Here is a 20,202-nt window from a genome sequence, read left to right on the forward strand (position 1 = left end):
CGGGCCGGCTCGGCCACGCCGTGAGGCGTGAGCCGGTGGCGCTGAGTAGGCTGACCGGCATGAAGGTTGCCCAGCGCTTCGGAACCGGTCACCGCGTCCTCGTCACCGGAGGAGCCGGCTTCGTGCCGTCGCACCTGGTCGACGCGCTCGTCTCCCGCGGTTGCACCGTCGTGGCGGTGGACAACTTCATCACCGGCTCCAAGGACAACGTCGCCCACCTGCTGGAGAAGCCGACCTTCACGCTGGTCGAGGCGGACGTCACCGAGGGCCTGCCGACCTACCACCCGGCGCTGGCGGAGCGGTTCGACGCGATCCTGCACATGGCCTCGCCGGCCAGCCCCACCGACTTCACCCAGATCCCGCTGGAGATCCTCCGGGTCGGCTCGGTGGGCACGCTCAACCTGCTCGAGCGGGCGGTCGCCGACGGCGCCCGGTTCCTGATGGCCTCCACCTCCGAGGCGTACGGGGACCCGCGGGAGCACCCGCAGCGGGAGACGTACTGGGGCAACGTCAACCCGATCGGCGTCCGCAGCGTCTACGACGAGGCGAAGCGCTTCTCCGAGGCGGCCACCATGGCCTACCACCGCTACCGGGGCCTGGACGCGGCGATCGTCCGGATCTTCAACACGTACGGGCCGCGGATGCGGCCGGACGACGGGCGGGCCATCCCCACCTTCATCTCCCAGGCGCTGCGCGACGAGCCGATCACCGTGCACGGCACCGGGCAGCAGACCCGCTCGATCTGCTACGTCGAGGACCTGGTCCGGGGCATCCTGCTGCTGCTCGACTCCACCGAGACCGGCCCGGTCAACTGCGGCACCGAACACGAGATGACCATGCGGCAACTCGCCGAGTTGATCGTGTCACTCTCCGAAAGCGCGTCACAGGTGACATACGTCACCCGCAGCGCGGACGACCCGGAGATGCGCCGCCCCGACCTGACCCTCGCCCGTGAACTGCTCGGATACGAGCCCACCGTGGCGCCCGAAGACGGCCTGCGACGCACGATCGAGTACTTCCGCGAGCGGCTAGGGTAACGCCCCTCCGCCGTGCCGGCCGCGCCTCACCGGCGGTGGTGGCCCGGGCTACGTACCCTCGGGGACATGTCAGCGAGCATGCCCGCCCTCCCGCTTCCCCGCCTGCACCGCAGCGCGGGTCGTGCCTCCGTGCCCCGTCCGGGCAGCGGGGACCGGCCGCGCGGCGCGGGCGCGCAGTGGTACCCCTCGCACGACGACGCGCCGCACACCGGCGGCCCGACCGGTCCCGGCGGCCCGGGTGGCCCCCCGGGGCCGGACGGACCGGGTGGGTCGGGCCGGCGCGGGCCGCGGCCGCGCTGGGGCCGGATCGGCCTGGTGGCGGGGGTGGCCCTGCTGGTGCTGGCGCTGATCGGCGCGGGTGGCGCGTGGTTCTACGCCCGCAACCTCAACGACGACCTGAACCGGATGGACCCGTTCGCGCAGATCACCGGCGGCCGGCCGGCCAAGGCGGTCAACGGGGCGCTGAACATCCTGCTGGTGGGCACGGACTCGCGGGACCCGGACGCGCCGGTCGACAGGGCCGGCAAGTGGCGCGCCGACACGATCATCGTCATGCACATCCCGGCCGACCACAAGTCCGCCTACCTGGTCTCCATCCCGCGTGACCTCTACGTACCCATCCCGGAGAACGCCGGCGCGCCGTGCGACTCGGGACGGCGGGCGAAGATCAACGCGGCCTTCGCGTTCGGCGGCGTGCCGCTGGCCGTCCGGACCATCGAGTGCTTCACCGACGTACGCATCGACCACGCCATGTCGATCGATTTCGCCGGGTTCAAGAAGGTGACCGACGCGCTCGGCGGGGTGGACCTGCCCGTGGAGCGGACCATCAAGTCCATCCACAAGCCCTACCGGACGTTCACCAAGGGCACCAACCACATGAACGGCGAGGAGGCGCTGGACTGGATCCGCCAGCGCAAGCAGTTCCCGCAGGGGGACTTCGCCCGGATGCGGCACCAGCAGGAGTTCCTGCGGGCGCTGATGGACAAGGCGGCGAGCACGGGCACGCTGGCCAACCCGGGCAAGCTGGACGACTTCCTCAAGGCGGTCACCGCCGCCACCACCGTGGACAAGGACTTCCAGATGATCGACATGGCGGTGCAGTTCCGCAACCTGCGCGGGCAGAACCTCACCTTCATCACCAGCCCGAACTCCGGCAGCAAGAACATCAACGGTGAGTCGGTGGTGGTCTCCGACCGGGAGAAGGCGCTGGGGATGTACAAGGCGATGACCCAGGACACGATGGCCGACTGGGTCGCCGCCAACCAGCAGCCGGCCGGCAACTGACGCGGGCCGGGCACGGCCGACAGGACACATCGACGTCGGCTCTTCGGTCAGAAGTCGCTCGCCATTCCCAGGAGAAACGGCATTTTGCGCCGCGAAGAGGTCGCGGGAACGGTAGGCGGTACGTACAGTGGTCCCGCCCCCCGTTCGTCCCGAGCTGGAGCACGCATGCCGGTTGAGACCAGCCGTCGCCCCACCTTCCCCGAACCCATGAGCGCCTCCGCCCGGGTCCCGGCCGGCCCCCCGGCCCAGCCGGGTGGCGGTCGCACCCGCACCGGCGGTGCGCCGCGCAAACGCGCCCGCGCCAAGGACCCGCTCTGGGCCCGACTCACCGTGATCATCGGCGCGGTGCTGATGATGACCAGCGGCGTGGCCATCGTCGGCAGCAAGGCCGTGATCGGCCAGGCCACCGGGGACATCGCGCAGCGCAACCTGCTCGGCGGCGCGGGCAAGTCGGAGGCCGAGGGCGGCGCCAGCCTGGACGGCCCGATCGACCTGCTCCTGCTCGGCGTCGACGCTCGCGAGCAGTGGGCCGCCGACAACGTCCGGTCGGACAGCATCATCGTGCTGCACATCCCGGCCTCGCACGACCAGGCGTACATGATCTCCATCCCGCGCGACACCGAGGCGCAGATCCCGCCGTTCAAGAAGAGCCGCTACCGGGGCGGGACCGACAAGATCAATGCGGCGTTCCAGGCCGGCGCCGCCAACGGCGGCGGTTGGGAGGGCGGCGCCCAGCTGATGGCCCAGACCATCAAGAACATGACCGGCGTCAGCTTCGACGGCGCCGCGATCATCAACTTCGGCGGCTTCAAGAAGGTCATCGACGCGCTCGGCTCGGTCCGGCTCTGCGTCAGCCAGGACGTCAAGTCGATCCACATGGGCCTGGTCAACGGCAAGCCGAAGTACATCGCCAACGCGAAACTCGACGGCGACAAGTGGGAGCCGCTGATCCACAAGAAGGGCTGCCGGGAGATGTCCGGCGCGCTCGCCCTCGACTTCGCCCGGCAGCGCTACGGCCTGAAGAACAGCGACTACGACCGCCAGCAGAACCAGCAGCAGCTGATCAAGGCGATGGCCCGCAAGGCCACCCAGAACGGCACCCTGACCAACCCGGTCAAGCTGCAGAAGCTCACCAAGGCGGCCGGCGAGTCGCTGGTGCTGGACACCGGCGGCGTGCCGGTCGCGGACTTCATCTTCACCATGCGCGGCGTCACCGCCAACGACCTGGTGATGCTGCGGACCAACGCGGGCACGTACAACACCACCGCGAGCCACCGCGAGGCGTTGAGCCAGACCACGCTGGACATGTTCAAGGCGGTCAAGGAGGACAAGCTCGCCGAGTTCGTCTTCGCGAACCCGAACGTCCTCTCCACCCGCAAGTGACAGCGATCTCGGGAAAGCCGTCCGGCGCGGAGAAGCCGCCCGTAGCCTGACGTGAGCGGGACTCATGTCAGGCCACGGGGGAGGCTGTCACGTCCAGGTCGCGGCGGGTGGACGACGGGTGGGGTGGGCACACCCCCGGCCGCCGCCGGCCCCGTTGGCCGAGGTTGCTGCTCCGCGTCGGGCTGGCCCTGGTCCTGCTGGCCGGCGTCGCCGTGGTGGGCATGAAGCTGCTCGCCGCCCGCTACGACCGCTCGGTGGCCCGCGAGGAGCTGCTGGACCCGGCCGCGCGACAGCGCCGCAGTGACCTCTCGAAGGACCTGAACTACCTGCTGGTCGGCTCGGACCAGCGCCCCGGGGCGAGCGGCGACGACCAGCGGTCCGACACCATCCTGATCGTGCACGTCCCGGCCGGGATGCGGCAGGCGTACCTGATCTCCGTGCCGCGGGACCTGCTGGTGACGATCCCGGCCACCGGCGGCTGGGGTGGTGGCCGGGACAAGATCAATGCGGCGTACGAGCACGGCGGCGGCGGGGAGGGAGGGGCCCGGCTGCTCTCGGCCACCCTCAGCCGGCTCACCGGGCTGCGCTTCGACGGCGCCGCCCTGGTGGACTTCGCCGGCTTCCGTACCGTCATCGACCTGCTCGGCGGGGTCCGGATGTGCGTCGACACGCCGGTCCGGTCGATCCACACCGGCGCCTCGTTCCAGCCCGGCTGCCAGCAGATGGACGGGGCCCAGGCGCTCGACTACGTCCGCCAGCGGTACGGCCTCCCCGGCGGCGACTACGACCGGCAGCGCCACCAGCAGCAGCTGCTGCGGGCGATGCTGGACCGGGCCGGCCAGACCAACCTGCGCGGCGATCCGGTGAAGCTGGACCGGGTGATCCGGGCGGCGGGCGCCTCGCTCACCGTGGACACCAACGGCGTACCCCTGGACGACCTGGTCCTCGCGCTGCGCGCGCTGCCGGCGGAGAGCCTGCGCGGCGTGCAGCTGCCGTCCTACCCGCAGACCATCGACGGCGTGTCGTACGTCCTGCTCGACGGCGCCGGGGACGGTCTCTTCGCCGCCGTCCGGGACGGGCGGGCGACGCAGTGGGCGGCGGCCAACCCGCGGTGGATCACCCGGCTGTGACCGACGCGCCCGCGCCCTCCCGCGCCGGTCCCCGGCGGTCGAGGATCTAGGCTTGGTAACCGTGTTCGGACCCCGGATCCCCAGCGTGCCCGCGTCGGCAGTGCCCGACGACACCTACCTGCTCGACGTCCGGGAGGACGACGAGTGGACCGCCGGCCACGCGCCCGGCGCCCACCACCTGCCGATGATGGAGCTGCCGGCCCGGATCGCGGAGGTGCCGACCGACCGGGACGTCGCGGTGATCTGCCGCTCGGGCGGGCGCTCGGCCCAGGTCGTCGCCTACCTGATGCGCAACGGCTGGGAGCAGGTGCGCAACGTCGACGGCGGGATGGGCGAGTGGGCCGCCGCCGGCCGTCCCGTGGTCACCGACGACGGGCAGCCGGGCCGGGTCGTCTGAGGGCACCGGCGTCATGACCGAACCGCTGGTCTTCGCCCACCGCGGCTCCTCGTACGACCTGCCGGAGCACACCCTCGCCGCGTACCTGCGGGCCCTCGACGAGGGCGCCGACGGGGTGGAGTGCGACGTCCGGCTGACCCGGGACGGGCACCTGGTGTGCGTGCACGACCGCCGGCTGGACCGGACCAGCAACGGCCACGGGCTGGTCAGCGCGCGTACCCTCGCCGAGCTGGAGGCGCTGGACTTCGGCTCGTGGCACCCGGGTGGCGTACCGGCCGACGGCGACGAGGTGCTGGACGACTCGCGTACCCGGCTGCTCACCCTGGACCGGTTGCTCGGCGCGGTCCGCGACGCCGGCCGTCCGGTGCGGGTGCTGATCGAGACGAAGCACCCGTCGAGGTACGGCGGTGACGTCGAGCGGCGGCTGGTCGCCCTGCTGCGCCGGCACGGGCTCGCCGAACCGGCCCGGAACGCCCCGGTCCAGGTCACCGTCATGTCCTTCTCCCCGCTGGCCGTACGCCGGATCCGGGAGCTGGCCCCGGCGCTGCCCACCGTCCTGCTGCTGGAGGTGGTCCCGCGCTGGCTGCCACCGGGCCGGCTGCCCTTCGGCGCCCAAATCGCCGGCCCGGGGATCGAGCTGGTCCGGGCCCGCCCACGGCTGCTGCCGGCGCTGCGGGCGGCCGGCAACCAGGTGTACGTCTGGACGGTGAACGAGCCGGCCGAGCTGGACCTGGTCCTGGCCGCCGGCGTGGACGGGATCATCACCGACCGGCCGGCGCGGGCACTGGCCCGGCTGGGGCGCTGACCGCGGGCGGTGGACCGGACCTCAGTTTCAGGGGTTGCGCCGAGGGTGGGGCATCACGGCCGGGCGGGGGGTGCCCCTGAACCGGTCCGCGGGGCACACTCTGGGCATGCCGGAGCACTCCGATCTCGCCGCCATGATCGCCGGTCACGGCCGGGTGATCGAAATGATCAATGCCGGTGAGGGTGGGGTCGCCGTCCTCACCCGGCTGCTCAGGGTCGTCCAGCCGGCGATCGGGGCGGCCAGCCTGGCGTTCGTCGAGTTCACCCCCACCGGGGGCCGGGTGATCGCCGCGACCGGCATCGCCGAGTGGGCGATCGGGCGGCCCGTCTCCGTCACCGACCCGGCCGTGGTCTGCCTGCTGCGCGGGCCACGGGTGCGGCAGGTCCGCAGCGACCACATCCCGGGGCCGTTCGCGGACGAGCTGGCCGACCACGGGCTGCGTCGGATGGTGGTGGCCCGCGCCGAGATCGCCGGCCGCACCGTCGGCAGCCTGCACGCCCTCTACCCCGACGACGACCGGCCGGCCGACGAGACGGAACGGGACGTGCTGGGCTACATCGCCTCCTGCGTCGCCCACATGTACGGCGACCAGAGCGGCCTGCCCGTGCACGGGGACGGGCCGGTGGTGGCGGCGCTCGCGGACGGCCTGGCGGTGGTCGACCGGGACGGCCAGGTCCGGCTCTGGAACCCGGCCGCCGCCCAGGTCACCGGGGTCGCCCCGATAGAGGCGATCGACCGTCCGCTGCCGTTTCCGATCCCCCCGTCCGGCCAGGTGCTCGACCACCGGCTCCCGGAGGGCCGCTGGTTGAAGATCACCTCAGGTGAGCTGCCCGGGCCGGGCGGCCTGCGCGTGGTCACCTTCCGCGACATCACCGTCCAGCAGCGCCGCGACCAGGACCGCGACCTCTTCGTCGCGGTCACCAGCCACGAGCTGCGCACCCCGGTCACGGTGATCAAGGGGTACGCGGACACCCTCACCGACCACTGGGAGTCGCTGACCGACACCGACCGGCGGCAGGCCGCCCGGGTCATCGGCCAGCGCGCCAACGAGCTGGCCCGCCTGGTGGACCGGCTGCTCACCTCCGCCACCGACGACCGGCCGGACGACGGCTCCCCGACCCCGTTCGACCTGGCCGAGACGCTGCGGGCGGCGGTCGCCGATCTGCCGTCGGAGCTGCGCCGCCGGGTCGTCCTGGACCTGCCGACCGGGCTGCCCAAGGCGCTCGGGGAGCGGCAGACCCTGGCCACCGTGCTGACCGAGCTGAGCACCAACGCCGGCAAGTACTCCCCGCCGGACTCCCCCATCGAGATCACCGCGACGTCGCGGGACCGGGTGGTCTCGTTCCGGGTCAGCGATCGGGGCATCGGCATCCGCCCCGAGCACGTCGAACGCGCCTTCGACCGGTTCTGGCAGGGCGAGTCGGGGGACCGGCGCGGCTACCCGGGCGCCGGGCTCGGCCTCTATCTGGTCCGCCGGATCGTTGAACAGCAGAATGGATGGGTATCCCTCCGACCAAGGGACGGCGGCGGTACGGTCGCAGAGGTGCGCCTGCCGTGCGGATGACCCGGGTGCGACGGGGGCTCGGCAGGCGGAAAGGGACGACGGGTGTCGACGGGTGCGGTCGAACGTTCGTGGTGCGTGGTGGTGCCTCACCACGGCACCGGGGCCCGGCTCGCCCGCCATCGGCTCGCCGACGAGCTGGCCGACCTCGTACCCCCGGCCCTGCTGGCCGACCTGGTGGCGGTCCTGGCCGAGCTGGTCGGTAACGCGGTCCGGCATGCCGAGCCACTGCCCGGCGGGGTCGTGCGGGTCGCCTGGCGGCTGCGGTCCGGCCCGACCGGTCCGGGTGTCCAGCTGCGGGTGACCGACGGCGGCGCGGGCGCCGGCCCCCGGATGCGAACGGCCAGCCCGGACGCGATCGACGGCCGTGGCCTGCACATCGTCTCCGGACTGGCCAGCCGGTGGGGGGTCGACCGGGACGGGCTGGGGCAGAGCGTCTGGGCCGAGTTCGACCCGACCGGCACCCCCCGGCCGGATCTCGTGGCCACCGGTTGACCAGGGCGGTAGGCGGGTCCTCCCCACCCGGCCCGACGCCGGCATCTAGGCTGTGACGCCGTGAGCAAGCGTCGAAAGAGCCAGCGCGCCGTCGAAGCCACCCCGAAGCGGGAGAAGGTCCGGGACATCTTCGTCCCCCGTCCCTTCGAGGGGCTGGCGGACGAGCCGGAATGGATCGCCCTGCGCGAGCTGGTGCCGGCCGCGTCGGCCCCGCTGCGGCTCGCCCCGCAGCTCGTCGAGGAGTACGGCGACCGCCCGGTCGTGCTGGCCACCGTGCTGCCGATGGCCGCTCCGGCGATGACCAAGGAGGACGGCCGGGTCTTCATCGGGTTGCAGCGCCACCAGCAGTCCGGCGACGTGTCCCGGGACCTGGCCGACGCGCTGATCAGCGCGCTGCGGGTCGAGCCGGGCCAGCCGGTGACCGTGCCTCCGTTGCCCGGCCCCGGTCCCCGCCTCCAGGACGTGCTGGTCGACGGCCCGCTGGAGATCAGCATGCACTCCGGCTTCGACTTCTGGCTCGACCCGGGCGCCGCCGACGACCCGAACGTCCAGGCATCCCTGGAGCGGGCCAACGCGGCGATCTACCCGACGGTGCGGCTCGGCGCGGCCAAGGCCGCCTACTGGTGCCAGGTGCCGGAGAAGGCCCACGTGCGTTGGGTGCTGCCGGAGGACGAGGACGCCGCGCTGGACGCCCTGTCCCGGCTGAGCGTGGCGGGCACGCTGACCCTCGGCGACGACACCCGCTTCGCCGGGATGTTCCGGGCGCACGGGCGACTCGTCCCGGTGTGGGACCTGCCGGAGGACGTCGCCGCGGCCGAGTGGGAGGGCCCGGTGGCGGAGTTCGCCAAGCGTTACGCCGAGGCGCTGGAGGAGTCGGAGCCGCTGGACGCGGCGGGCCGCCGGGCCCGGCACGGCCTGCTCGGTCGCCAGCTCACCCTGCGCTGACACCTCAGCCGCCGGGCCGGGTCGGACGGGTCAGCGGCGCAGTGGCTCGCGGGTCAGCGGGCAGGACATGCAGCGCGGCCCGCCCCGGCCCGAGCCCAGCTCCGAGCCGGCGATCGGGATCACCTCGATCCCGGCCCGTTCCAGCTGGGCGTTGGTCTCGACGTTGCGCTCGTAGCCGACGCAGAGGCGGGGGGCCAGGGCGAGGGTGTTGTTGCCGTCGTCCCACTGCTCCCGCTCGGCGGTGACCGGGTCCAGCCCGGTGTCGATGACCCGGAGCTGGTCGAGGTCCATCGCGTCGGCGGCGGCGCGCAGGAAGGGCGCGGGGCCGTCGACCCGCGGGTCCTCGCCGTCCGCGCCGGCGATCACGGTGTACGCGGAGAGCGTGCTGGCGATGTTCGGGTACATCAGCACGGCGTCGACGTCGACCATGGTGCAGACCGTGTCCAGGTGCATGGTGGCCCGTTCCTGGGCGATCGGCACCACCAGCACGGTGTGCGCCAGGCCGGCGGCGAAGACCTGCCGCGCCAGCCGTTCGGCCCCCGCCGGGGTGGTCCGCTCGCCGACGCCGACGGCGAGCACGCCGGGGGCGAGCAGCAGCACGTCGCCGCCCTCCAGGTGTTCCAGCTCCGGGTGGTAGACGAACTCGGTGCCGGCGAAGCGCGGGTGGTGCCGGTAGATCGCGTCGGTCAGCGTGGTCTCCCGGCGCCGGGCCGGCATGGCCAGGCTGGTCACCCCGACCCGGTCGCCGATCCACAGTGACGAGTCCCGGGTGAAGAGCAGGTTCGGCAGCGGGTCGATGACGAAGTCGTGCCGGTCCATCAGGGTGTAGACCAGGCCGCCGGGGCGTTCCCGGCTGATCCGGAGTTCCTCGTGGGCCAGGCCGGCGGTGAGCACGTCGGCCAGCGCCGCCGGGTCGAGGTAGGTGAGGTGGTCGGCCACCCGGCGGCGCAGCGAGTCACCCAGCCGGGGCGAGGAGAGCACCTGCGCGGTGAGTTCGGCGCGGGCGTCCGGGATGGCCAGCGTCTCGGCGAGCAGTGTGGAGAGATAGAGCACCTCCACCCCTCGGGAGCGCAGCTGCGCGGCGAAGGCGTCGTGCTCCTCCTGCGCGCGTCCCACCCATGGGATAGCGTCGAAGAGCAGAGAGTCGTTGTTGCGAGGGGTGAGCCGGGCGAGTTCGGGGCCGGGTCGGTGCAGCAGGACGGCGCCGAGCCGACCGACCTCGCTGTCCACGTAGTGGGTCACCCTCGCAGCGTAGGGCAGGCTTCCGCACCATCCGGCAAAAGAACTGGGGATGAATATGGCATTCATCCGCAGTCATTCCGGTGCTCCAACTTGCCGAGCCCCGGTGGTGACAACGTAGTGTAGTGGGGACATAACTTCGAGGGACCTTTTGCCGGAGGTCGCGATGACTGTCTTTCCCGCACGCCGAGCCGTGACGACCCCGCGGGCACTGCCGCCCGTGGCGCCGCCACACCGGGCCGAGTCGCCCACGGCGCTCGAACCCGTACGCCCGGGGCCGTTGCAGTGGGCGCGCCGCCGCCGTGCCGAGCGGGGCGCCCGCCGGCTCGAGGCGGCCGGAGCCCGCGCGGTGGGTCAACTCGACCACCTCGGTCCCGCGTGGCACGTCGTCGAGTGGCCACGGACCGACGTTCCGGACCTGGTGCTGGAGCACGGCCAGGAGGACCGGGCCGGCTTCCTGGCCATCGGCCCGAGCGGCCTCTTCGCGGTGACCATCGCCGACCACGGCCGGGCCCGCGTCCTGGTGGCGGGGGACGTCGTCCAGATCAACGGCAAGCGCCCGCCGTACGTGGCCGAGGCCCGGCGCGACGCCAAGCGGGCGAGCAAGGCGCTCTCCGACGCGGTCGGGCTGTCCATCCCGGTGACGCCGGTGCTGACCTTCGTCGGCTCCGGCGTCATCAGCGTGTACGGCCTGCCGAAGGACTGTCTGATGGCGACCCACCGGGAGCTCGACCGGCTCCTCGTCGCCGGGGGCAGCCGGATCAGCCCGGCCACCGCGGAGAAGCTCTCCCGGGTCGCCCAGTCCCCCACGACCTGGCTCAACGGCACCTACCGGCCGGCCGCCGACTACCGGTGGTACGACGAGGGCCGAACGGCCGCTGACAAGCCGGCCGCCCGCCGGTAACGTCTCCGGCGACGCCACGCGGCTCCCGTCCCGCTGGGCAGCGCCACCGAACCGCCGTCGTCGGCCCCGCACCGGGGCCGCCCGACCGGCGGTGTGCACCTGGCTTCGCCACGCGGACGGGCGGCCCTCGTGGCGACCGGCTAGCGTGGACGAACGCCCGGTGTACAGAGGAGGCTCGGTGGCCCACGTCGAACTCTCACTGTCGGAAGTGTTCGCGCCCGAGGCGCGGAGTTCCACAGGACGGGGTTCCGACAGCCTGGGCCGCTGGGCGGAGACGGTCAGCGAGGCGGCCGAGCCATGCCTGCTGATCGACGCCGGGACCCGCGTGGTGGCGGTCTCCGCGTCGGGCTGCGAGCTGCTCTGCCTCGGGGCGCCCGAGGACGTGGTCGGCTTCCCGCTGCTCGACGGCGGGTTACGGCTGCTCGACTTCACCGCCAACCGGGGCGAGCTGACCGAGCAGGAGACGGACAAGATCCCACCCCTGCTCGCCCTGCACTCCGGCCGGCTCGCCCGCGGCCTGCTGCGGGTCGAGGCGGCCGCGAAGGGCACACCCGATGCCACCGTCGACGCGATCTCCACCCCGGTCCTCGCCGACGACTCGGTGGCCGGTTCACTCACGTTCTTCTCCGAGGTCTGACTGCGACGTCTGTCGCGTACGCGGCACGCGGCGGAGCTGGGGAGGGCGCTCTCCGACCCCGTAAGGTGCCCTCATGCTCGATGTCGCGCTGCTGCCGGGGGAGTACGCGGTGTGCCGGCTGGCGGCCGGGTCACCCGTGCCGGCGACCCTCTGGGGTGAGCTGGGCGGCGCGGACGTCGTGACGGTCAGCTGGACCACGGACGGCATCTCGGTTATCTGCCCGGCCGCCCGGGTGCCCGTCGGGGCGACCGTCGAGACGGACTGGCGTTGCCTGCGGGTGGTCGGCCCGCTCGACCTCGCGGTCACCGGCACCCTCGCCGCGCTGGTCGACCCGCTCGCCGCCGCCCGGGTCAGCGTGGTGGCGTTCTCCACGTTCGACACCGACCACCTGCTGGTCCCCGCCGTGCGGCTCACCGAGGCGACCGGCGCGCTGGAGCGGGCCGGTCACCGCGTCCTGCGCTGATCCCCTCGACGAACCGGAGGATCACGCCGGGATCGCGCGTACCCGGGATCGGGCACCTTCACCGGACGGCCGGATCCTCCTACGATGGCTCTCGCGACAACGACACTCCCCGATGCCAAGGATCGGCTCATGCCGCCCACCCCCTCACCGCCGACCGCCCGCCGGCTGGCCGTCCGTGCGCTCGTCGCCGCCGTTGCGCTCGCCGCCGTGCCGCTCGCCGGTTGCGGTGCCCCACCGGACCTGCGGGACGCCGGCCGGTCCGCCCCGCCCGCCCCGGCCGACGGCACGCCCACGGCCTCCGCCTCCGGGCCCACCGCGCCGCCGGCCGGCACACCGCCGTCCCTCGGGCCGGGCGGCACACCGGCGACCCTCCCGCCGGACGGCACCCTCCCGACGCCTCCCCCGGACGGCACGCTCCCGACGCTTCCACCGGACGACCCGCTGCCGACGGGCCGCGCGCTGCCCACGGTTCCCGGCGTCCCGCCGACCACGCTTCCCGGTGCGCCCACCACCGCCGTACCCGTTGTCCCGGCCCCGCCGCCGGCGCCGGTGGTCACCCCCTGCCCGGGCCGGCCGTCCGCCGCCGCCGTGCTGACCCTGCTGCGCGGACCGGGCGGGGTGTTGTCCCGCAACGTCGCGGCGCGGGTCACCCTCGGTCCGCTCTGCGCCGAGAGCTGGCATTACACGGTGCTCGACGTGACCGGTCACGAGGAACTCCAGGCGGTCACCCGCTCGGGCTCCGACGGCCTGACCCTGGTCACCGCCGGCACCGACGTCTGCAGCACCCGGGTCGCCGTCGATGCGCCGCCCGGCATCCGGGCGCTGGCCTGCGACGCCGACACGGTGGCCGTCCCCGGTGCGTAGGCTGGTCGGCATGCCGGGAACACCGCCGACCCGTTTCGTCTACCTGGGCCCCGAGGGCACCTTCGCCGAGCAGGCGCTGCGCACCGTGTCCGCCGCCGACCGGGGCAGCCGTACGCCGGCCCGCAGCGTCGGTGAGGCGCTGGAGAGCGTACGGGCGGGGGAGGCCGACGCCGCCCTGGTGCCGCTGGAGAACTCGATCGGTGGCGCCGTCGGGGTGACCCTCGACGAGTTGGCCGAGGGCGAGCCGCTGGTGATCACCCGTGAGGTGATCCTGCCGGTGGAGTTCGTGCTCGGCGCCCGCCCCGGCACCACGCTCGGCTCGATCAGGACGGTCGCCGCGCACCCCCAGGCGTCCACCCAGTGCCGGGGCTGGCTACGGGACTGGCTGCCCGAGGCGGTGGTGGTGGACGTGCTCTCCAACGGCGCGGCGGCCTCCGGTGCCGCCACCGGCGAGTACGACGCCGCGATCTGCGCCCCGGTCGGCGCCGCCCGGCACCGGCTGGAGACGCTGGCCGACAAGATCGCCGACCACGCGGACGCGGTGACCCGGTTCGCGCTGGTGTCCCGCCCCGGGCCGCCGCCCCCGCCGACCGGTGACGACGTCACCTCGCTGGCCGTCTACATCGCCCACGATCGGGTGGGCGCGCTGCTGTCGGTGCTGATGGAGTTGGCCGTCCGAGGGGTCAACCTGACCCGGATCGAGTCGCGCCCGACGGGTGAGGCGCTCGGCCGGTACGTCTTCTTCCTGGACTGCACCGGGCACGTCGCGGACGTCCGGCTCGGTGAGGCGTTGCAGGGGCTGCGCCGGGTCTGCGCCGACGTACGCTTCCTCGGCTCGTACCCTCGGCACCGCTGGCTGGAGGGCGGCCCGGTCGATCGTCCGGTCCCGGCCCCCGCGGGCCTCTCCGACGTCGACTACGCCGACGCCGCCGCCTGGCTGGCCCGCCTCCGCGCCGGCGACCCCACCTGACCACCCACACCCCGCCCCGGCCACAACGGCGGCCGGGACGGAGCGGGGTGGCGCGGAGTCAGGAGAGCAGGCCGCCGAGCAGGCCGCCCTGCTGCTGCTGGGCGCCGCTGCCCTGGACCGGGGGCTCCTCGGAGGGCTGGACCACCACGAAGCCCTGGCCGGCGAAGCTCATCGTGAACGCCTCGCCGGTGCTCCGGCCGAGCAGGGTGCCCAGGCCGAGCTGCTCGGCGCGGTGGTAGCCGGTCTGCAGGTTCGCCGACCAGCAGACCGCCGCCTGCGGGTCCACGTACGTCGGCTGGTCGACGTTGAGCACGACCGGGGTGCCCTTGGTGGTGATGGCGATCCGTCCGTGGCCGCTGAACACGCAGTTGAACAGGCCGGACGAGGAGGCCATGCCGGCGCCGCCGACCATCCGGATGTCGTACTGGAGGGTGGAGTCGAACGCCAGCACGCTGGAGCCGTTGATGGAGAGGGCGTCACCCGGCTCCAGGTCGATGACGTGCACGTCCTTGCTCAGGTCGGCGAGGAAGACATCGCCCTGGCCGGAGATCTTCATCAGCGGCACGCCCTCGCCGGTGAGCCGCTGCTTGATGAATTTGCCGATGCCTCCCGAGCCGAGCGCCTGGAACTGCACCTGCCCCTGGTAGGCGACCATCGAGCCGACGCGGGCCATCGCCTCGCCGTTCAGCTCGATCTTGAGCATCTTGGAGTTCTGCAGCCGCAGGCCGGGCTGGGCGGACTCCTTCTCCAGGTTCTCCGCGGAGAACAGCGCGCTGCGCATGGGTTTCCTCCTGATTCGGGGTTTCACCCGGAGGGTAGGCGAGCGGCGCAACCGGCGGCATCGGTCGAGCGGGACGCGACCGGTCGGCCGGCCCGCGCGGCGTGGGTGGCCGGACGGTCAGTCCCAGCCCAGCTCGTGCAGGCGCTCGTCGTCGATGCCGAAGTGGTGGGCGATCTCGTGCACCACGGTGACCGCCACCTCGTCGACGACGTCCTCCTCGCTGTCGCAGATCCGCAGGATCGGGTGCCGGTAGAGGAAGATCCGGTCCGGCAGCACCAGCGAGTAGTCCCAGCCGCGATCGGTCAGCGCGTGCCCCTCGTAGAGGCCGAGCAGGTCGGGTTCGCCCGGGGGCGGGTCGTCCTCGACCAGGATGACCACGTTGCTCATCAGGGCGAGCAGTTCCTCGGGGACCTCGTCGAGGGCGTCACCGACCAGCTCCTCGAAGCGTTCCCGGCTCATCTCGACGGCCACCCGGCCATTCTCCCCGACCGGGCAGCCATGCGTCGCGCCAAGATCCGCCCTACTTCACCGAAAGAGTGGCCACCGACGCTCCGGATGGCCACTCTTTCCGTCAAGATGCGCCCTCACCGAACGCGAGCGCGACGCGAGCGGCGCGACGGGTGCGGGGTGCGGGGCTCAGGAGGCGAGGCGGGCGTTCAGGTTGATCGTGGCGCCCGGGGAGAGCAGCCGCGAGATCGGGCAGTTCTCCTTGGCGGACTCGGCCAGCTTGGTGAACTGCGCCTGGTCGATCCCCGGCACCTGGCCGACGGTCTCCAGGTCGATCGCGGTCACCGTCATCCCGGCGTCGGTCTTGTCGAAGTGCACCTTGGCGGTGGTCTCGACCGAGGTGGGGGTCGTGCCGGCGTCGGCCAGCGCCTTGGAGAAGGCCATCGAGTAGCAGGCGGCGTGCGCGGCGCCGATCAGCTCCTCGGGGTTGGTCCCCTCCCCCTCCTCGAACCGGGACTTGAAGGAGTAGTTCCCCTCCAGACCTCCCTTGCCGGTACGGAGGGTCCCGGAACCCTCGGTGAGGTTGCCCTGCCAACGTGCGGAAGCGGTACGGATAGGCATGCCACCGACGCTAACCGAAAGCCGGGCCCCCGGCGACCGAGCCGCCGACCAAGCCGGCCTGCCGCGTCGACGGGCCGGGACGCCGGACTTGCGGTCCCCCGTCACCCGGTGCCGGCTGTGTCATGATTCGACGCAGACCCGCGAGCGCGGAAGGTTGCCGATGTCCCAGGATCTCCCCATCCCCCGGCAGGACAACCGGTCCGACGGCACCGCCGTCGTCGAGTGGGGGCCGACCGGGTCCGACGCCCCCACCCGAACCGGCCGGCCGCTGGTCGCCCTCGCCCGCGACCGGCGGGTGCCGCTGATCCTCGCCGGCCTCGGCGCGGCGGCGGCCGTGGCCTCCCTGGTCGGGGAGTGGCTGGTGATGACCGTGCCGAACGGCGGCCCCGAGGGCGGCGAGATGGTCCGGGTGCCCGGCGGCGTCGCCGAGGTCGGCGGATTCGGGGTCGGCTACCTGGTCGGGCTGCTCGGGCTCGCCGCCGCGCTGGCGCTCGCCCTGGCCGGCACCCCGGGGGTACGCCGCAACGCCCGGGTGGCCGGGCTCGCCCTCGCCGGCACGGTGCTGGCCGTCCTCACGGCCGCCGCGCTCTCCCTCGACGACTCGGGAGAGCGCACCCTCTTCTACTCCTCCGAGGACGGCTTCCGGGTCGAGTACGGCCGAGGGCTGGTGATGGCCTTCCTCGCCACCGCACTGCTCGCCGGGGCTCTCCAGCTCACCGGGCTGGGCGCCGCCGGGCGCGGCCCGGTCGACGTCGGCCCGGAGGAGGCGGACGACGAGCCCGTCCCGGTCGCCGACCACGGCCGGTGGCAGCGGGTGTCGGCCCGCCCGGACCTGCCGTCCGCCCCGGCCGACCTGACGGTCGAGCCCGCGGCCCCCTTCGCCCGCCCCGACAACCCGGCCTGACCCGCCACCCGGGGCGTTCACCGAGACGTCCGGAACGGCCACTCTCCGTTGGTGCCCGATTCGCCGGGAAGTCATGGTTGCGGCCCGTTCCGCGAGGTACGGTTGCTGCCCGCCGTCGGTCGGTCGAGGCACCGACGACCAGAACGGCCGGTACGACGGCGGCGGGCGAAGGAGGAGCCATGACCCGCCCGGGACTGCCCAAACTGATCGCCACCGACCTCGACGGGACGCTCGTCCGCAGCGACGACACCGTGTCGGCGTACACGCACGGGGTGCTGGACCGGGTGCGGGCCGCGGGGATTCCGGTGGTGGGCGCGACCGGCCGCGGACCGCGCCTGGCGGAGCTGACCCGCAACGACATCCGGGCCGCGGACTTCCTGGTGATGGCCGGCGGCGGCTGCGTGGTGGACCAGAGCGACCCGGCCGGGCCCGTGGTGCTCCGCGACGAGCGGCTCTCAGGCGGGCTGCTGGCCCGGCTGCTCGCCGACCTGGAGGCCGAGGTGGGCCCGCTGACCGTGATGGTGGAGGCGTCCGACGAGCACGACGCGCCGCTCTGGGGCGACTACCACCCCAGCTGGCCCTACCAGGACCGGTTCGAGGAGCGCAGCCGCGCGGAGTGCCTCTCCTGCGACGTGATCAAGGCTTTCGTGCGGACCGCCGACCACCACGTGGACGAGCTGCTGGCGATCGCCCGCCGGGTCGTCCCGGCCGAGGTCGCCACGGTCACCCAGGCAGGCCTGGGCTTCGTCGAGATCTGCCCGCCGGGGGTGGACAAGGCCACCGGGCTCACCGTGGTGGCCCAGCGGCTCGGCGTCGACCCGGCGGACGTGCTGGTGTTCGGGGACATGCCGAACGACCTGCCGATGTTCGGCTGGGCCGGCTGGGCGCGGGTCGCGGTGGCCAACGCGCACCCGCAGGTCCGGGCCGCCGCCGACGAGATCACCCTGCGCAACGACGACGACGGGGTCGCGGTCTACCTGGACCGACTACTGTCCCGGTGATGGCGTCACCACCACCCCGGCTCGTCGCGACCGACATCGACGGCACCCTGCTCGGCGACGAGCGCACGATCAGCCCGCGTACCGCGGCGACCCTGGAGCGGATCACCGCGGCGGGCACGCCGGTCGTGCTGGTCACCGGCCGTCCCATCCGCTGGCTCCAACTCGTGTACGACCAGCTCACCGCCCCGCTGCCGGCGATCTGCGCGAACGGCGCCGTGGTCTACGACCCGGTGACCGACGAGGTGCTGCGCGCCGACCCGCTCGCCCCGGAGCTGCTGGCCGAGGTGGCCCGGCGGCTACGGGCCGAGGTGCCCGACGTCAGCTTCGCGGTGGAGATCGTGGACAGCCGCCAGATGCGGCACGAGGCGCACTACCCGCTGCGCTGGGACGCCGACACCGACGCCATCCGGGCGATCGAGTCACCGGAGGAGCTGGCGGCCGTGCCGGCGGTGAAGCTGCTGGCCCGGGCCGACGGTGAGCAGGACCCGGACGTGTTCGTCCGGACGGTGGCGGGGGCGCTGGCCGGTCTGGCCGAGGCGACCCACTCGTCGTACTCGGGGCTGGTGGAGATCTCGGCGGCCGGGGTGACCAAGGCGGCGGGCCTGGCGTGGTACTGCGCCCGGCACGGCATCGACGAGCGGGACGTGCTCGCCTTCGGCGACATGCCCAACGACGTGCCGATGCTGACCTGGGCCGGGCGGGCGGTGGCGGTGGCGAACGCGCACCCGGCGGTGCTGGAGATCGCCGACGAGGTGACCGCGGCGAACACCGAGGACGGCGTCGCCGCGTACCTGGAGAAGGTCTTTCCGTCGGTCTGACCGCCGCGGCGGGCGCCGCCCGGGCGCCCGCCGACGTGCAGGTCAGAGGTACTGGCCGGTGCTGTGCCCCTCGCCGCCCTGCGGCTGCCCCATCCCGGGCATGCCGGGCACCATCCCGGCCGGGCCGCTCGGCAGCGCGTGCCGGCCGTTGCGCATCTGCTCCAGCTGGACCCGGGCCGCCATCTGCTGGGCGACCAGGGCGGCCTGGATGCCGTGGAACAGCCCTTCCAGCCAACCGACCAGCTGGGCGTGGGCGATCCGCAGCTCACCCTCGCTGGGCGCCTGGTCCTCGGCGAAGGGCAGCGAGAGCCGCTCCAGCTCCTCGCGCAGCTCCGGGGCCAGGCCCTCCTTGAGCTCGACGATCGACCGCTCGTGGATCTCCCGCATCCGCTGCCGGCTGGCGTCGTCCAGCGGGGCGGACTTGACCTCCTCCAGCAGCTGCTTGATCATGCTGCCGATCCGCATCACCTTGGCGGGCTGCTCGACCAGGCGGGTGGGGTCCTCACCCGGCCCGTCGTCGGTCTGCACCGTGCCGACCGGCCGGCCGTCCGGCCCGACCACCACCACGGTGCCCGGGTGCCCGGTGTCGGCCCGGCCCGGCTCGTCGTTCTGTCCAGCTGAGCGCGCTTCGGTCATGGCACCCATCTTTACCCACCGCCGTGGCTCGCACGCGCCGGGACCGGCTACCGTCGCCGGCATGCCCGCCGACCCGCGCGCCGTGCTCACCCGCCCCGCCCCACCGCCGGACGCGACCGTGGCCTACGGGGACCATCCGGACCAGCTCGCCGACCTGCGCCGGCCCGCCGGGGCCGGGCCCGCCGGGCGGCTCGTCGTGGTGGTGCACGGCGGCTTCTGGCGACCGGAGTACGACCGCACGCACACCGGCCCGCTGGCGGCGGCGCTGGCCGCCCTCGGCCACCCGGTGGCGCAGCTGGAGTACCGCCGGACCGGTTGGCCGTACACCCTGACCGACGTGCTCGCCGGGGTGGCGGCGCTGCCCGCGCTGGCCGCGGCGGGGCTGGCCGGGCGGGTGACCGCGGACCCGCCGGTGCTGGTCGGTCACTCGGCGGGCGGTCAGCTCGCCCTGTACGCGGCCGCGCACGCGCCCGGATCGGTCGGCGGGGTGCTGGCGCTGGCCCCGGTGGCGGACCTGGCCGAGGCGTACCGGTTGGATCTGGACGGCGGGGCGGTGGCCGCGCTGCTGGGTGGCGGGCCGGCCGACGTCCCGGACCGGTACGCCGCCGCCGATCCACGTTCATTGGTGCCCAAGGGGACACGCACAGTAATCCTGCACGGTGTCGAGGATCGCCAGGTGCCCATCGCGATCAGTCGCCGGTACGCGGCCGCGGCGGCCGCCGCGGGTGCCGACACGGCCCTTGTTGAGCTGCCCGAATGCGAACACTTCGGGCTGATCGATCCGGAGTCCACGGCATGGCCGCACGTCACCGATGCGTTGCGGTCTCTCGTCGCATGATCATCAAGCATTGACGCAGCGTCGCCAACCAGGTAGAACGCC

At 73.5% G+C, this 20,202-nt stretch carries 23 protein-coding genes; 18 read left to right on the forward strand and 5 right to left on the reverse strand.

The features are described from left to right. Positions 1 to 59 precede the first annotated feature (59 nt). The 9 genes from GA0070564_RS24785 to GA0070564_RS24825 all read left to right on the forward strand — a co-directional run bounded on the left by GA0070564_RS24785 (position 60) and on the right by GA0070564_RS24825 (position 9,037). The gene (locus tag GA0070564_RS24785; protein WP_091613780.1) at positions 60 to 1,037 is read left to right on the forward strand and encodes an NAD-dependent epimerase/dehydratase family protein; all 978 of its coding nucleotides are present in this window, start codon (positions 60 to 62) and stop codon (positions 1,035 to 1,037) included. A gap of 66 nt (positions 1,038 to 1,103) precedes the next feature. Next, complete coding sequence (locus GA0070564_RS24790) at positions 1,104 to 2,321, forward strand: LCP family protein (protein ID WP_091613783.1); 1,218 nt, start codon at positions 1,104 to 1,106, stop codon at positions 2,319 to 2,321. A gap of 165 nt (positions 2,322 to 2,486) precedes the next feature. Then, positions 2,487 to 3,704: an LCP family protein gene (locus GA0070564_RS24795; protein WP_091613786.1), complete on the forward strand. Its 1,218-nt coding sequence runs from the start codon at positions 2,487 to 2,489 to the stop codon at positions 3,702 to 3,704. Between the two features lie 107 nt (positions 3,705 to 3,811). Then, a complete protein-coding gene (locus tag GA0070564_RS24800; protein ID WP_483819062.1) occupies positions 3,812 to 4,834 on the forward strand; it encodes an LCP family protein in 1,023 nt (340 codons plus the stop codon). A 61-nt stretch (positions 4,835 to 4,895) separates the two neighbouring features. After that, a complete protein-coding gene (locus GA0070564_RS24805) occupies positions 4,896 to 5,231 on the forward strand; it encodes a rhodanese-like domain-containing protein (RefSeq protein WP_091613788.1) in 336 nt (111 codons plus the stop codon). Between the two features lie 13 nt (positions 5,232 to 5,244). Beyond that, on the forward strand, positions 5,245 to 6,036 hold the full coding sequence (locus tag GA0070564_RS24810) for a glycerophosphodiester phosphodiesterase (protein ID WP_091613791.1): 792 nt from the start codon (positions 5,245 to 5,247) through the stop codon (positions 6,034 to 6,036). Positions 6,037 to 6,142: 106 nt separating this feature from the next. After that, positions 6,143 to 7,600, forward strand: a complete 1,458-nt coding sequence (locus GA0070564_RS24815; protein ID WP_091613796.1) for a sensor histidine kinase — start codon at positions 6,143 to 6,145, stop codon at positions 7,598 to 7,600. Positions 7,601 to 7,675: 75 nt separating this feature from the next. Then, positions 7,676 to 8,092, forward strand: a complete 417-nt coding sequence (locus GA0070564_RS24820) for an ATP-binding protein (RefSeq protein ID WP_176730829.1) — start codon at positions 7,676 to 7,678, stop codon at positions 8,090 to 8,092. 60 nt (positions 8,093 to 8,152) lie between these two features. Next, positions 8,153 to 9,037 (forward strand): DUF5926 family protein, encoded by an 885-nt coding sequence (locus tag GA0070564_RS24825; protein ID WP_091613805.1) that lies wholly within the window; start codon positions 8,153 to 8,155, stop codon positions 9,035 to 9,037. A 30-nt stretch (positions 9,038 to 9,067) separates the two neighbouring features. Here GA0070564_RS24825 and GA0070564_RS24830 read toward each other — a convergent pair whose 3' ends face one another. Continuing rightward, on the reverse strand, positions 9,068 to 10,279 hold the full coding sequence (locus tag GA0070564_RS24830; RefSeq protein WP_091613808.1) for an arginine deiminase: 1,212 nt from the start codon (positions 10,277 to 10,279) through the stop codon (positions 9,068 to 9,070). 163 nt (positions 10,280 to 10,442) lie between these two features. On the opposite strand from GA0070564_RS24830, the gene GA0070564_RS24835 reads away from it, so the two are divergent. From GA0070564_RS24835 to pheA, 5 genes are all read left to right on the forward strand, one after another. Beyond that, positions 10,443 to 11,180 (forward strand): hypothetical protein, encoded by a 738-nt coding sequence (locus GA0070564_RS24835; protein ID WP_091613813.1) that lies wholly within the window; start codon positions 10,443 to 10,445, stop codon positions 11,178 to 11,180. 178 nt (positions 11,181 to 11,358) lie between these two features. Then, positions 11,359 to 11,817 (forward strand): hypothetical protein, encoded by a 459-nt coding sequence (locus tag GA0070564_RS24840; RefSeq protein WP_091613817.1) that lies wholly within the window; start codon positions 11,359 to 11,361, stop codon positions 11,815 to 11,817. A 73-nt stretch (positions 11,818 to 11,890) separates the two neighbouring features. Further along, the gene (locus tag GA0070564_RS24845; RefSeq protein ID WP_091613822.1) at positions 11,891 to 12,280 is read left to right on the forward strand and encodes an ACT domain-containing protein; all 390 of its coding nucleotides are present in this window, start codon (positions 11,891 to 11,893) and stop codon (positions 12,278 to 12,280) included. A gap of 129 nt (positions 12,281 to 12,409) precedes the next feature. Further along, complete coding sequence (locus GA0070564_RS29510) at positions 12,410 to 13,144, forward strand: hypothetical protein (RefSeq protein ID WP_176730830.1); 735 nt, start codon at positions 12,410 to 12,412, stop codon at positions 13,142 to 13,144. Between the two features lie 10 nt (positions 13,145 to 13,154). Then, the gene (gene pheA / locus GA0070564_RS24855; RefSeq protein WP_091613829.1) at positions 13,155 to 14,114 is read left to right on the forward strand and encodes a prephenate dehydratase; all 960 of its coding nucleotides are present in this window, start codon (positions 13,155 to 13,157) and stop codon (positions 14,112 to 14,114) included. Between the two features lie 58 nt (positions 14,115 to 14,172). On the opposite strand, the gene GA0070564_RS24860 is transcribed toward pheA, so the two are convergent. The 3 genes from GA0070564_RS24860 to GA0070564_RS24870 form a co-directional block, all read right to left on the reverse strand. Continuing rightward, positions 14,173 to 14,895, reverse strand: coding sequence for an AIM24 family protein (locus GA0070564_RS24860; RefSeq protein ID WP_091613833.1), 723 nt, complete (start codon positions 14,893 to 14,895; stop codon positions 14,173 to 14,175). A gap of 117 nt (positions 14,896 to 15,012) precedes the next feature. Continuing rightward, entirely contained in the window at positions 15,013 to 15,354 is a 342-nt protein-coding gene (locus tag GA0070564_RS24865; RefSeq protein WP_091614208.1) for a metallopeptidase family protein, read from the reverse strand. 177 nt (positions 15,355 to 15,531) lie between these two features. Beyond that, positions 15,532 to 15,963 carry an OsmC family protein gene (locus tag GA0070564_RS24870; RefSeq protein ID WP_091613836.1) on the reverse strand — a complete coding sequence of 144 codons (432 nt, stop codon included), beginning with the start codon at positions 15,961 to 15,963 and terminating at the stop codon, positions 15,532 to 15,534. Positions 15,964 to 16,123: 160 nt separating this feature from the next. Here GA0070564_RS24870 and GA0070564_RS24875 point away from each other — a divergent pair, with 160 nt between their 5' ends. From GA0070564_RS24875 to GA0070564_RS24885, 3 genes are all read left to right on the forward strand, one after another. Further along, complete coding sequence (locus tag GA0070564_RS24875) at positions 16,124 to 16,867, forward strand: hypothetical protein (RefSeq protein WP_091613839.1); 744 nt, start codon at positions 16,124 to 16,126, stop codon at positions 16,865 to 16,867. A 179-nt stretch (positions 16,868 to 17,046) separates the two neighbouring features. Further along, positions 17,047 to 17,868, forward strand: a complete 822-nt coding sequence (locus GA0070564_RS24880; protein WP_091613843.1) for an HAD family hydrolase — start codon at positions 17,047 to 17,049, stop codon at positions 17,866 to 17,868. Further along, positions 17,868 to 18,686 (forward strand): HAD family hydrolase, encoded by an 819-nt coding sequence (locus tag GA0070564_RS24885; protein WP_091613846.1) that lies wholly within the window; start codon positions 17,868 to 17,870, stop codon positions 18,684 to 18,686. The genes GA0070564_RS24880 and GA0070564_RS24885 overlap by 1 nt, the downstream gene beginning before the upstream one ends. 42 nt (positions 18,687 to 18,728) lie before the next feature. Here the strand turns inward: GA0070564_RS24885 and GA0070564_RS24890 are convergent, their stop codons facing one another. Further along, complete coding sequence (locus tag GA0070564_RS24890) at positions 18,729 to 19,331, reverse strand: bacterial proteasome activator family protein (RefSeq protein ID WP_091613849.1); 603 nt, start codon at positions 19,329 to 19,331, stop codon at positions 18,729 to 18,731. Between the two features lie 52 nt (positions 19,332 to 19,383). Between GA0070564_RS24890 and GA0070564_RS24895 the strand changes: the two genes are divergently transcribed. Continuing rightward, positions 19,384 to 20,160, forward strand: a complete 777-nt coding sequence (locus tag GA0070564_RS24895; RefSeq protein WP_091613852.1) for a prolyl oligopeptidase family serine peptidase — start codon at positions 19,384 to 19,386, stop codon at positions 20,158 to 20,160. The last annotated feature ends 42 nt before the right edge of the window (positions 20,161 to 20,202 follow it).

The organism is Micromonospora mirobrigensis, from assembly GCF_900091555.1.
GTDB lineage: Bacteria > Actinomycetota > Actinomycetes > Mycobacteriales > Micromonosporaceae > Micromonospora > Micromonospora mirobrigensis.